12 protein-coding genes are annotated in these 14,008 nt (G+C 44.0%); all 12 read right to left on the bottom strand.

Going from position 1 to position 14,008, the window contains the following annotated elements; translation table 11 throughout:
* Window positions 1-12 precede the first annotated feature (12 nt).
* Entirely contained in the window at window positions 13-402 is a 390-nt protein-coding gene (locus tag AY607_RS05475; RefSeq protein WP_064102006.1) for a hypothetical protein, read from the bottom strand.
* A 61-nt stretch (window positions 403-463) separates the two neighbouring features.
* On the bottom strand, window positions 464-697 hold the full coding sequence (locus AY607_RS15220; RefSeq protein WP_081408798.1) for a hypothetical protein: 234 nt from the start codon (window positions 695-697) through the stop codon (window positions 464-466).
* Window positions 678-2,777 (bottom strand): hypothetical protein, encoded by a 2,100-nt coding sequence (locus tag AY607_RS05470; protein WP_064102005.1) that lies wholly within the window; start codon window positions 2,775-2,777, stop codon window positions 678-680. The genes AY607_RS15220 and AY607_RS05470 overlap by 20 nt, the downstream gene beginning before the upstream one ends.
* 18 nt (window positions 2,778-2,795) lie before the next feature.
* Window positions 2,796-3,182, bottom strand: a complete 387-nt coding sequence (locus AY607_RS05465; protein WP_064102004.1) for a hypothetical protein — start codon at window positions 3,180-3,182, stop codon at window positions 2,796-2,798.
* Entirely contained in the window at window positions 3,179-3,463 is a 285-nt protein-coding gene (locus tag AY607_RS14965) for a hypothetical protein (protein ID WP_064102003.1), read from the bottom strand. The genes AY607_RS05465 and AY607_RS14965 overlap by 4 nt, the downstream gene beginning before the upstream one ends.
* Complete coding sequence (locus AY607_RS05455) at window positions 3,460-4,719, bottom strand: hypothetical protein (RefSeq protein ID WP_064102002.1); 1,260 nt, start codon at window positions 4,717-4,719, stop codon at window positions 3,460-3,462. The genes AY607_RS14965 and AY607_RS05455 overlap by 4 nt, the downstream gene beginning before the upstream one ends.
* Before the next feature lie 52 nt (window positions 4,720-4,771).
* Window positions 4,772-6,385 (bottom strand): hypothetical protein, encoded by a 1,614-nt coding sequence (locus AY607_RS05450; protein ID WP_064102001.1) that lies wholly within the window; start codon window positions 6,383-6,385, stop codon window positions 4,772-4,774.
* A gap of 9 nt (window positions 6,386-6,394) precedes the next feature.
* Window positions 6,395-8,368, bottom strand: coding sequence for a hypothetical protein (locus AY607_RS05445; protein ID WP_064102000.1), 1,974 nt, complete (start codon window positions 8,366-8,368; stop codon window positions 6,395-6,397).
* Window positions 8,358-8,777: a hypothetical protein gene (locus AY607_RS05440; RefSeq protein ID WP_064101999.1), complete on the bottom strand. Its 420-nt coding sequence runs from the start codon at window positions 8,775-8,777 to the stop codon at window positions 8,358-8,360. Before AY607_RS05440 ends, AY607_RS05445 begins: the two co-directional genes overlap by 11 nt.
* A complete protein-coding gene (locus AY607_RS05435; protein ID WP_064101998.1) occupies window positions 8,774-12,532 on the bottom strand; it encodes a tape measure protein in 3,759 nt (1,252 codons plus the stop codon). Before AY607_RS05435 ends, AY607_RS05440 begins: the two co-directional genes overlap by 4 nt.
* A 99-nt stretch (window positions 12,533-12,631) precedes the next feature.
* Entirely contained in the window at window positions 12,632-13,324 is a 693-nt protein-coding gene (locus tag AY607_RS05430) for a hypothetical protein (RefSeq protein WP_064101997.1), read from the bottom strand.
* Between the two features lie 52 nt (window positions 13,325-13,376).
* A complete protein-coding gene (locus tag AY607_RS05425) occupies window positions 13,377-13,940 on the bottom strand; it encodes a hypothetical protein (protein WP_064101996.1) in 564 nt (187 codons plus the stop codon).
* Between the last annotated feature and the right edge of the window lie 68 nt (window positions 13,941-14,008).

Raw genomic sequence — 14,008 nt, 5'->3', positions numbered from 1 at the left:
CTCTTTGATGATTTATTTTTTCTGTTGATCAATTTGATTTCGCATTGCTGCTAAGTCCGTATCCATTCGAATCTGTTTTGATTCAATGATGGCCAGTTTTTGATTTAGTCCCGCATTCTCTTTGGCAAGTCCGGTATTGCTCTGAAACACCCAGGAACCGAACGCTATAAGCAGTCCAATAGCAGATCCCCCCATGGCTTTGGCGAAGGTGAGCCCTCCCTTTGCTTGATTCATATCTGCTTGAAGCAGATCAATATCCCGTCGGTTTGCTACTGCCTGTGATTGGTAATATTCATTTCGTTCAGTTAAACGAATAACGTTGTTATTCAGCTCACCCATTTCTAAGCGCAGCTGATCTAGCTTTTTCTCAACGCGCACCCCGTATGTTTCACTGTCAGGCATACGCCCTCCTAATTTTTGGCAATAAAAAAGCACCTAAAAAGGTGCTGTTGTTTGGTTAAGTTTAGACTTCTATTTCTGAGTGCTGGCCAGTGGGTGCTGGCCTTAAAATTACTTGGTTTGAGATGAATACTCTGGTACCCAAGTTATAAGCAGTACCGGATGTGCATAATACTGGACCGGATCCTCCATCAATCTGAACCCTATACTCTGGATGCTTAACCGAGGTGATGGTACCTATATATTCTGCATGGGTCGGATTAAGCAGCTTGCGCAGTTCAAATAAGGGATTCGTCACGGCTGATACGCTCCACAGTAATGGTTTCATTCACCTTTTCATGCGAAAAGCTGCCTGAAACTGAATCAATGACACCCCACCACTGGCCATTAAAAGCAATCAATTCCCCTGGTAGCATCTCGCCAATTTCCTGACTGACAGGAATATCAGAAAAGGTATGCAGCTCCTGAATATTGGCTTTTACCAGTGCATTCTTCCCATAGCTGGCACCCGATACCACGTTAAACAATGGACCAGTGACCACCTCTAACGGTACATCACCCGAAGTACCACGCTGCTGTACTTTCAGACTTTCACCACTTCTACTATTCACTACGGTGAGGGCATTAAAGTCAGCAATGTATTCATCATTCTGTTTGATGTTTTGTTGCATCACCAGGCTTTCAGACAACAGAATGTCGTAATCATCCACGGTCATCGTATCCCAGTAACCTTTCTGGTACCGGGGTAAAATAGTCAGTGTATTACCTGCCTTATGGCTATAGATAAAGCCACCTGCTGCATCAACGACCTGTTTGATTGCATCAATGGGGGCAAGTTCTGCATAACTCAGGCTTTCGATCGGTACAATCCAGCCCAGTTCATCAATCAGTTTCCAGTCCAGAACAGTATTTGATTGTGCCCGATCCAGTTCAGCCTGAACCAGCTGTACAGAGGTTCGTTCATTATCCTGGATGAATGAACGTGAAGCTGCGTATTTATCCGAGTTCAAGGCAGTGATACTTCTCCCTGGATAAGTGTAAAGAACACTGGCAAAGCGTCGGCTCTCCTCCGGATCTTCCAGCAGAATATGATGTTCAAAACCATTGATCATGACTTTAAGGACCACCGGCTGCCCATCAATAGGCTGTAGCTTGTCTTTTTCAGTATGAGCTACGGTAATTGAGTAAGTCCAGCACCATTGCGACCGGCTGGTGCTATAGGTACCATCCATGACTTTAATCTTCTCGCCGGTATCCAGTCGCTCGGCTATTAGTGTATTCACGATATACCACCAGTTCCTTTTCGGCAGTGCTGGAATACAGTCATCTGCACCAAAATTTAAAACAACATCATGTGAATCAACGTCATGACATAAGCAGATAAAATTTAGATCTGTGCTGCCTTCATATTTAGGTATTGCAGGCTTTGGCCATGGCAAAACCGGATGCTTGCGGTAGTGAATCGCTTTGGCTTGATCCCATGGCAAATCTGACCTGGTGACAATCTCAAGCCCTTTATCCCACTCAAACGAAAAACAGTGCTCAAAGACCTGGGCCACTTCATGTGAACAGGTCAAAGTCTTGCGCTTGCGGATCATCTCCTGCCAGATCATTTCCCGGTTATGGCGCAGTTTGATCGTTTCTTCATGCAGATAGCGCTGATGAATAAAGCGTTTATCGCCTTCTTCCCAAACAATATAAGCATCAGAACTTAATCCGGTTGCCTGCTCATGCAAGGATCTGACCGCTTGGATTAATGAGCCTGCCTGCTCATACTGAATATTTGCCTGATTCGAAATGACTAAGCCTTGATCATAAAAAAGAGCCTCATTCGAGACTCTTAATATTGGCTTGGCCCATGGTATTTCTGTGATACTCAAGGCTGCGATGGCCTTCTGATATCGCATGTCAAAACCATAGGACACACCCACCAGATGATTGATATCGAATATCGCTTTAACCTCAAATTGAAATTCAGTATCTAAAACGGTATCAATTGTGCACAGATTTTCACTAAATACCGCTTCGATTTCAAAATTAAAGCTTGTATCTAAAACCGTATCGATCTGACCGATAACATTAGTGTTTTCACTAAACTTAGCAACCACATCAAAGCCAAACTCAGTATCTAGTACCGTGTCTATGACTGCAGTATTGGCACCACTGTCAGCATAAATTGCTGTGACTTCAAATGAAAACTCAGTATCAAGTGCCGCATCAATAACACCAGAAACATCATCACCAAAATTGAGATTGGCTGAACCATCGGTCAGATGCTCAAAATTCAGAATAATGTTATGGCTGTCGGTATTATCAGGCTTAAAGTTTAAGTTTAGGTTGTGAGCATCAATGGTGCCGAGCTTATTTTTAAAATCCACATGAGCACCCTTTTTAAATTAAGGTCTAAGTTTTATTGATGTGACTGCAAGTGTGCCGCCAAGCGCTAAATTAGTATTAGCCAGCGCAATATCTGTACCTACTGTCAGATCGGCAGCCGCCTCACCAGCGCCATTGTAGATCCGTGCCCAAGTAGCGGTCCCGGTTTTAATCACAGTCGCGGCATCTGTTGGGTGGAATTCAATATAAGTAGCTGTGGCTTCTTTAATGCATGGCTCAGGAAAAGTCAGCGTCACCAATGCATTATTTGAATCTGGTGCAACGGCAGTATTGGCAGGCTGCACGCCTTCATAAAAAATAACGGTAGCACTTTGGCTACCGCTATCCATAAATTCTGCAAAGGCTTGAATCATGGCAAGCCGAGCATTGATCGATGTTTTACTCATTTTGGCACCACGTTATCTTGAATAACAGCGTTGAATTTTGATTCTGGATGATGAGCGACAATGAAATATTTTTTCAGCTCAAGGTTTTCAAATTTATAAAAGCCTTCCTTGGTAGAAATGGTTTCTTTAATCAAACGGCCAGATACTTTTTCAAACAATCTAATCCTACATGGTAAAGCTTTTCCCAACTCGGATGCTGTTCCTTGTATAGATAAGACTGAATCTGATCCAACATATTTTCCATTGATTGTGGAAATATTAATGATTGGCACTACACTCATTGAGTATCTCCAATTTCAAAAACCATTTGACCAAACCTAGGTGCAACATAAGCTGCAATATTGATTGCAATGTAGGCTTTATTATCTTTGACTATCAACTGCTTGTGAGAGTATGGAATCATCTCAACTAAGTGATAACCGTATTTTAAGCGACCATACATACCCTCGCCTGATAAGTAGATTGGAAATATTGGTTTATCTACTGGGATATAAGCATGAGCATTTGATGATCCAGATGGCCTGTTAGTGTTGAATAACGATGAGACTGCTTTGGCTTGCCCGAACTTATCTAGTCTTGAGAGCATACGCTCGGTTAAAATATTCTCAGCGCCTCCATTGAGGCCTATTGATGTATTCTCACCAACTCGGTTGTAATCATTAACCGTTCGATCAAATAAAGATGTTGATAAAAAGTTATTAAACGCATATCCATCAATTAATGACTCATAAGCCCCAAAACCGTAGACTTGGCAATTATCCATTTGGTACCCAGTTGAATTAATCAAATAAAAGCAATCAGTCGAGCCAATTAAAATATATTGTCTTATGCCGTTAGGAGGAGATACGTTGTCCTTCACATCTAATGACGCATCACCATTTCTCGCATAATACCAACGCGACCACCCGTTGATGACCGCTGTTCCTGAGCCTGTACCCACCCAGTTCTTATCAGGATTTACAGCGTCAAACGGAGCCTGCACGCCAAGCATCGTATCAATATCTGTCATATCTTCTACAATACCAACCTTTGCGTATTTAGCATAAGTTGCTGTATATGCAGGATCTAGCTCATCTACGACACGCAAGAATGGACGACTTGGCAACAATAGATTCAAAGAACGATATGCAGCCTTACCACCACCATTTGCATTCACGCTCGAAAAAGGTCTTTCCCAACCTAGTGGTGGTAATGATGCGCTGATTGTACCTGTTGCAGTGGTTACGCTCGGCACAGCAGCCAATTCAAATGTAAATGAGCTTGTATCAGGGATGGATAAAATACGATGCTCACCATTAAATTCGGGTTGGTTGGCACCCGTAATTTTAATTACTTGGTACTGCATTAAATTATGTGCAGCGCCGAATGTTGCTGTCACCGTATTTCCCGATGCTGTAAGTGAACTGACTACTCCGATTTGAATACCATCAATCAAACATGCATCTAGCACATTAATCATTGAACCATAAGCATTTTGCAGTTGTGGTGCATTATTGTTGGTATGCACATAAAACTTAATATCTGTACTTGCGACCATTTTTATTTATCCATAAAAAAGACCGCATAAGCGGCCATATTTGATTTAATTTTTAAACTACACGGTCAATGTCACCACGCAGCATGATCTGGAATTGATCTGACATGACAGTTGGCTCAGATTGTTTCACTGTACGAATCACCCAGACAGGGAAATTTGCGGCAATGGTATTAAAGCGTAAGACGTTACCATTCGCCCAACCTGCACCCCAACCTTCCTTTTTCACTGTGAAATACGGCACGCCTGTCACTGGGTTAATCGGTGCATAGTCTGCATTGGTGGTACCAGTGCCAATCTGGCCAGAATATTCACCGATACAGCGAAACGATTGTACATCGGTAAAGATTAATGCCCAGCGCTCCTGAATCGCACCTTTATTCATTACTTGGAGTGGATACAGTGAGTCGTTGTAATTCGCTAAAATTCCTGAACTTGGTTCATCTGCCCAGACATTACTCCACGCCCCTTGTACAAACTTGCGTGTGTAACGTGCCTGCATATCACCAATCACTAAAGCGGATCCAACAATCGTATCCACTGCATCGTAGTTATGGGTTAACGGTTTGGTGAAAGTCAGCTGGCCGTTGATCTGGACATCACGGATCAGGCCCATATCTTGATAGCGGTATTTCACTGTCAGTGGTGCAACCAGATTGCCCAGTACAAAGTCACCGCCCAATGTCACGCGGCCATAATCATAATCAACTGTGTACAAATCGAAGGCTACTTTCGTTCCGTTGGCATCTTCAAGTTCCGCCCATGAAATGCGCTGATCATTCAGATCGTATGTGGTTCCAGCAATCGCACTTGGTAACTCTTGCGCTTTGCTTGAACTGACAATACCAATACCACCAACACGAAAGATCGGCACCCGGCCATCAATCGGTAATCGTGTAGCAGACAGACCTAGAATTTCAGAATCCAAAGGAATATAGGTATAAGCCACAGCGTTATAGCGTACGGATGAAGCATCGACCCAGACCGGGACATTGATATAAGCGTCTAAGCCTTCCTGATATTCCAGTAATGGGTCATACCAGTCATTCGCTTCAATGTCTGCTCGGTTGGTTTCGGTGATTTTGGTTTTGGTATAAAAGTAAATCGTGACAAAGCCATTATCCCAATTGACCTGACCATGTGCCCGGCTGGTTTCAATCACACCGTTTTCATCAGCAGTTAAAGTTAGCTGCCCAAATTCAATTGATGCTAAAACCACAGTTAATGATTGTGGTCGGATCGGCATGATTGGCGTTCTGAAACTGATCTTGTTAACCGGCAACATATCAGTTGTCGTGGTTAAGGATTCCAGAGTAATGGTGTTATCTGCATTCGGTGTCCAGGAGTCAATTTCAACGATCCCAGTACCGTATTGAATGACACCCGACTGAATCCCGCTATTATTGGCTGGATTCACATTGCGATACAGCAAGCCGGTACGATCCAGAAAGGTATCAGCGCCCACTTTGAATCGGGCTGAACCTGTCAAAATCTGCTCATCAAAACCAGAAGATAAATCCAGCTTGAGCTTGTTTGCCGTCACCGTATGTGTTGCTGAGTTTGAGCCAGAGGTATCGCGGTATCTTACTTTTACATCAACAGTATTAAAGGCCTTCAGCTCAACCTGCTCGCCCTTAATACCAGATGGTTGTGGAGAATAAAAAGACATATTTCCTCACTATGCTGCTGCATAAGTTACTGACATCATTGGCAAATACTCTTTTTTAAATACTTGCTGATATACAACCGGTGTGACTTCAACTGCACCAGTGGCATAGGTAATACTGCCCTGTACCTGACCGCGCTCATCGACCAGATTGCCAATCATCGCATTCACTGGCACATCAAACAGCCATACTGTTCCTATTAATTTCCGGTCGGTATTCTGCACGGGAATCTCTAGCTCGATGCTATTCGGCTGAATTGCTGGTCCGGTACCGATGTTGAAGACCATCTTCTGGTTGGCATCTGGTGCAACATCCATCTTGGTCTGCTCAAGTGATTGGCCATAGTTATAAATCACTGAGAAAACTGTGCCTTTCTGTGGCAGCTTGTTTGGAATGATCTTGCCGATACCCGTGGCATAGTTGATCTCACCTGTGGCATCACCAGTAAACTTGCCTTGAGCATTGGAAGTCGCTGTTTTGGACTCACCCTCAAGCAACCAGTTGATGGTGATGCCCGGCAAAACACCCGGTCGACCCAAATCAAACTCAAATGCAGCTTTTTCAACACTTAAATTAGATCGCACAAAAATGATAATCGGTGTGCCCCAGTTCAGCAGAATCGGTGTGTCTACATCTGGTAATGCGCCAGTGGTTAATAGCCATGAGCCAGTTTCGTAATTGATCATGCCCGAACCAAAAGATGGACTGGCAGCCTTTAACTGGCCTGAACCATCGTCTTTAAGTTCATAGAACTTGCCCTGCGACATATAAGAAATCGACAAAGCTCCCGGTGCTGGAATCGGGATTAAAACTCCAGTCCAGTTGGTACTTTGGTTGTTTTGAGTGACCGGGATGGCATGACTTTGATAATACTGGTTTGGTGCCGCAGCTGGTTTGAATGTAATATTCAGACTTGCGGTTCCAGCCGGTGCTGCCGCAGTCCACTGAATCAAACCACGCTGATAATCAATCGTACCAACCTGTGTACCTTGAGTATTCTTAAGTAATCCGCCCTGATCAGTAATCTGCTGACCTTGCAACGTGAAAGCTACACTTGATGGAATAACCGCAGAGCCGATATACAGGTTTTGGCTGACACCAATCACCATATTTGGATAATTAACAGTAATGGTGCCTTCATTGCCTGCGACCAGCACCACGCTTTCACCTGCAGCGTTCACATCAATGATCGGTGTTTCGGTCTGGGCCGATGGAATTAGCTGGGCAAAAATACTTTTGGCATTGACCGTAAATTCACCCACATTGGCATCAGATGCCAGCGCTGTAGATGAATAGTAAAGGCCGGTATCCGCCACAATGGTATCGCGAATAATAGTTTTTGATTTCTCACCGTTGTACCACTGGCGTGCCGATAATCCGACAAAATCAACTTCGAGCGGATCATTGAGTGAGTAGGTCGCCACCTTATACTCAACATTCTTACCATCGATGACCATAATGGCAGTACGGGTTTCAATCTTGGTGATTCGCACGTACTGTTCGCGCTCCAATACCTTGCCTTCATCACTGACCAGCACAATGGTATCGCCTACCGAAGACTCCACTTCCTGAGGAAACATGGCGACCTGGAGTGATGACATACCCTGCCAATGGGTATCAAGTGGTGTGCCGGCAATTTGCCCGCCTTTGGCTAAATAGTTTTCTACACGGTTCTGAGCCGACTGACGTTCATCCGTCCAGTTCTTGGTGCTGAATAGCAGTGCAGATACGTTTGGATCTTCTGGTAGCTCAGATACAAAAACAGTTGCACCCATGAGTAAATCGGTGTCTTCGGTTGTGACTGCCGGAAAGACCTTGCGCATGGACACATCGCCCATGGTGCGATCCATCTCTGAAACATCATTGAACAGGTTATTGCTGATGCCATCCTGCACCACGACACCAGAGTATTTACCACCACCATCCGAGTTATCGGTCAAGCGTTCAGACTTGTAGATCACTAAATCCTTGGTTTCAATCGCCATCGTCTAACTCCGTAAAGCGCAAAGTCACATTAAAATAATCATCCAGTGATACCGCTGGAATTCCTTTTACCGGTGTGGCCTCTAAAGCCCCATCCTGGTGGTTAAATTTGACGGTGAATTTCCGGCTATCATGTGGCTGCTCAAATTGCAGTTTGAAATTCTCCTCCTGTAGCCTGGACCATTCCAAAACAGTCCGCAGTTCACGCAACCTGATCCAGCCCATCTGTGGATCTGCCGGCTGCAGGGTAATTAGTCGGCCCGACTTCTTTTTACCTTCCTGAATGATCAAAGTGCCATCCATGGAGTAAGCCTGACTCTGCTCAATGGCCTTCCATGAAAATTCATCAGGCCATAAAAAACCGTCCTCTAATGGGACGGTTTCTGATGTTGCTAAGCGAATAAGCTTCATGTGGATTTCGCCTGTATTTTTAATTGATTCACAAGTTCATTCATTAAAGATTCCTGTCCCGCAGGACCGCTAAATTTCATCTGCTTACCATTGAAGTCAAAGTTATAGGTAACTTCTTTGGCAGGCTGATTAGTGTCTCTGACAGATGGTACTGACGGAATAGACGGCGCATAGTCATTGAGACCACTGGAACCTGTTGACGCGAGATTAATAGAACGAAGCAATTCATTGATCTTGTTGGTTCCGTGCTGAGTGGTCAGACCATTCGCTGCTGCCCGATCAAATTCAGCATTGATTAATGCTTTCATTGCAGGGTTGCCATCCTTACCCAGTCCTTGAGCCTTGGCATCCCGATCAGCTGCCATCGCTTTAGACCAGATATCACCAGCCAGTTTTTGAGCCTCTTTATCGCTATACCCCTTACTTTTCAGCTCGGAGAGTACTTCATCTCTGGTGTAGGAGTCATAGCCATAAATGCCCTTGCTTAATGTATCACCCTGTCGCTTCATTTCCTTATTGAAATCACCTTTAGCTTTATTTACTGCATCAGCCCAGGCCTCAGTGGAAGTTTTGGCCTCTTCCCGTGCGATCTGGCCTGCATGACGGAATCCATCACCGATTCTATGTGCAGAGTCTCTGACCCGATGATTGGCCTTCTCCCAGTCATCCATGGATTTGACGGCAGCAATACCTGTGTCATCAATTTGAACCTTAAGCTTTTGGGTGGCATCCGCAGCATTAAATGCAGCTATGACTCCCGCATCACCAGACAGTGCTACGGCTTGGGCTGCTTTTTTATGCGCTTGTTCAATTCCTTCGGCGGTAGCTTGGCCACTATTTCGAATAGTGTTGTAATCCATTAAGGCTTGTTGAGCGGAAAGCTTTAATTGCTCCTTGGTTTTAATCCCGAGACGTTCAAAGGCCTTCCCTGTTTCATCCAATTCATCTGGTAATTCAGCATTAGCCTTACGGATAGCCATGATGCCGAGTTCAACCTGCTTGGTTGAGAATACCCCTTGGGCCTCAAACTCACGCATCTTGGCATTTGCTGCATCAATCTCCGCTTGGCTTCTGGCCTTACTAAGCCAATCCTCCCATGCTTGGTAAAGAACATCACCAGCTTGTTTACCGGTAATACCGGCCTCTTCCAGCCTAGTCTTCAAGTCATTTAAATCATTGCCAGAACTATTGAATGACTTGGAGACCTTGTTCAAGGATGCATCCAGATCCACGCCAAACAGCTTGGCAGCAGCAGATGCTCTTGAATAAGCCGTTTCCGCCACTTGGCCGGATCCAGTATTGGCTTTATTTAATTCAGCTATACGTAAATCACGGTTTTGGGATAGCTCAGCTTCTTTGGCATTAATGGCATTAATTGAGGCTTGTGCAGATGCCAAAGCATTTAAATCACCAGACTTCTTGGCTTGTTCAATCTGCTGTTCTAGAAGTGCACGTTCAGCTGCAGCCTGTTTCTGATAGGCCAGATATTCCTCATCGGCTTTCTTAACATTCTCCTTGGCCAGCTTTAAGGATTCTTCTTTTTTAGCAGCACTTTCGGCAGCCTGTTCCGCACTTTGGCTTGCCTGAACACTAACCTTTCCAGCCTCATCAATGGTGACGATATAGCCTTTGGTCAATAGATCGGCCTGCATCACGCCATCCATGACACCGCCATTGGCTTTGATAGCGGCCTCGGCATAAGCCTGAGCAGAAGCCAGCATATCCTTATCTAATGAGGTTTTATTGGTAGCGTGCTCCTTTTCACGACTCTCGAGCTCATTAGATTTCTGGATAATTGCATCAATGGTCGACTGATTGCCATCCTTGCGAGCTTGGTTTAACTGCGCATCGATGGCCGCACGTTCTGCTGCCAAATCCTTAGATTTTTGAGTGAATTCATCATTTTGCTTGGATAGCTCTGCAAAAGTTGCGGTATTCCCAGCCACCGCCTCACGATTCTTTTCATCCTGGGTTTTTCCAATCTCTTCCCATACTTTTTTGACTTGAACCTCATGATTTAGCGCCAGATCATCCGCTTGTCCATAAAGTTCTTTGGCTCTTGCAGTAAGATCCTGAAATTCTTTAAAGGCAGCCTCTTTTGCATCGCCAAGCATAAACTTGGACTTCCAGTACATGAATGCACCGGTTGCCTCATACATAGCGCCAGCAAATAGATTCACAACAATAGCAATGCCTTTAAAGCCATCATTAAATAGAGCAAATGTTAGGCTTGCGCCCTGTAATGCCTTGGTGAAGCCATTAGTCTTGTCAGTAGATCCATCAATTCCACTATTAAAATCAAAGATGGCAGATAGTGCTGTATCTAGCACCTGGGCAGTCGTACCAAACATAGAACCAAGTGATGTTACTAAGGACTTCACCGCCTCATAAGCAGTACTTAACGCCTCCTTAAACGCCTCAATTGTGGCCGGGTCAATCTTCTTAAGCTGATCCCCTACCCAGATAAAGCCTTCGCCAATATCTTCAAGTATGGTTTCCACTACGTCCATATTGTCAGCAAGAGTCACCAGCCATTGCGCCACAGTTGCTGATGCGCCGTTTGCTTGGTCCATCGTGCCAATTAGGATCTGCCATTGTGTAGCGATTCGCTGTAAGGCATTGCCAATAGTGGTTGGGAACTTGGCGTAATCAGCTTCAATTGCAGCTGATTGACTGTGTAAGGCCTTAATGACTTTCTCGGCAGATAGTTCGCCATTCTCGGCCATCTTACGCAATTCACTAGTGGTAACACCTAATGACTGGGCTAAGGCCTTAGAGATGCCCGGGGCCTGCTCCATGATCGAGTTGAATTCATCGCCACGGAGTACGCCAGATTGTAATGCTTGCGTGAATTGGGTTATTGCTGCATCAGCTGCAGCTGCTGATCCGCCGCCAGTCTGAATGGCCATGTTGATGGTTTTGACCAGATCTAGACTCTGCTGTTGCGTCATCCCCATTTGCTTACCGGTATCATTCACCTTTGTAAATAGACCAGCGGAGGCATCCAGACTTGAGTTGGTCATCAATGCAACCTGGTGCACCCCAGCCATGGCTTGCTGAAAATTACCACCATCACTGGTTGCAATGTTGATTCGAGCTGAAAGGTTGGTATAGGAATCCGCGGCCTCTGCTAATTCACGAAGGCCCAAGCCAATACCAATACCACCCATAACCCCAATAAGGGCGGTAAATCCGGTTTTTAGTACCCCTATTCCCTTCTGCGCCGTCTGAGCAGCTGTATCCGTTTCTTTTAGGCTTGTATTGGCTTTGCCTACTTCTGCCTGAAATCCATCAAAAGCCTGATCTGCTTGCTGTACTTCTTTTTCTAGTTGATCAACCTGGACTTGTGCTTTTTCAATATCTGCAGGTGAAGCTTTAGTTTTTGAAAACGCTTCAAGGTTTTGCTTGGCTTGAGCTAAATCCCCTTTAAGTTGGCCTAAAGCTTTTTCGGTTCTATTGCCAAAATCAGTAAAATTCCCTGCTGTAGATTTTGCATTGTCACCAGCATCTTTGATAATGCCTGTAGCAGCATTTAGAGACTGAGAAAGCTTATCTGCTAATTCACTGGTGCCTTTAGGTACGATATTACCCATTTCCTTTGAGGCATCGGTGGTTGCTTGTTTTAATCGATCAGACTCTTGCTTAATTGTGTTGAATACTGATTTAACTGTATCTTCAGACTGCTTGATATTGCCAACAAAGCCTTTGGTGTCGGCATCCATGATTAATTTAAATGTTAAGTTCTTACCAGACATGCTGACCTCTAAGCTTTAGGCAATAAAAAACCCCGCTATTGCGGGGTTAAGTTTTAGTTACTACAAATATCTACGGCACTTTTTTGTGGATCTGGCCAACTATTTGGCTGCTGGCTTAGATATACAGTCTGTCTTGAGCTTCTCAATTGTATCTGTAGCACCAGTTAGGTCTGCCTCATAGGTCAGAGATGTATCTTTAACACTAGACATCTGAAAAAGGACCTTTGAGGTTGATTTTAACTGATCAATAACAGCTTTGGATTGGCGCTCATCAAGAATAATAACTGTATTATTTCCTCCAGCACGCGCCACCCCGGTTAGAGGCTCATTTTGATCTATCTTCATGCGATATCGAGCCATAGGACCATCTGATGTGAAGCTATCTGTTTTTACCGGATAGGTCGCAGATATCACAACATTTGTGATTCCTGTGCTGGATCTACAAGCCACAGCAAACTCGGAATTAACCTTTGTCTTAGTATCAAAATCTAGTGCCTGAACAGTAGCGGCATAAGTATTAATGCCACTAATAGGATCAGTATCGCTATCAAGTATCCAGTTGGAAACAAGAGGTTTGTTTTCATTTACTGGTACAGATGTGTCTACAACATCTATAGAGCCAGAATTCTTGTTATTAATAAAGAAATATGCCGCAATACAAATAGTAATAATTGCTGCAACAATAACAACGATTATCATAGGGCTGTTTTTGTATTCCTTGCCGCATGTTTTGCAATGAGTATCAGTAGGCCTCATTGGCTTTTTACACGATTTACAAAATTTTATAGCCACTACAATCCCCTAAATTATTATTTTTCCATCATAACTTTAGGGTTCTACTTGATCAATCAGAAACCATTTCTTTCTTGAATGACTCAAAGCCTTTCTTGTCTGATTGAGCTACACGCGCTGCAACGGCGTTATTGAAGATTCCCTGCTTATATAGCTTGTTTGCTGCCTTAACGTAGTTCTGAAATGCGCCGTAAGTCATTTCCATGATTTCACTATGTTGATGGCCCATTGATACCAGAAACTGGAATGAATCAAACCAGGAGGAGTCCTTATCTTGTTTATTCACTCCACGTTTAGGCTTTTCATATTTGAAATAAGCTTGATTAACGAGAAGCACCGCTTTAAGTAGATCTTTAAATCCCTGCTCATCAGCAGCAAGTTCTACCAGTGATTCATGGTCCAGATCGGTGACGCATGACATAGTCGAAATGACTTGAACGCCATGAGCCTGGAATAAAGTATTTAAAATCTCATCTGAATGATTTTGGTCTTTAATGAAGTTCTTCAATACTTCAGCATGCATTGCCCAGGTATCGAAATCTTTCATCTGGATCTGACGTACTTCAATATCATTAATTCTGATGCTTCGATTCGTTGCTAGGAAAAAATCATTCATGATGATGTCTCAAATTAGATTTTAATGACAAAAAAACCCTGATGGTTATCCCATCAGGGCTCAATATA

It is taken from the genome of Acinetobacter sp. SFA, from assembly GCF_001647535.1.
GTDB lineage: Bacteria > Pseudomonadota > Gammaproteobacteria > Pseudomonadales > Moraxellaceae > Acinetobacter > Acinetobacter pecorum.
The sequence above is the reverse complement of the archived record's forward strand: the minus strand, read 5'-3'. Positions and strand labels throughout refer to the sequence as shown.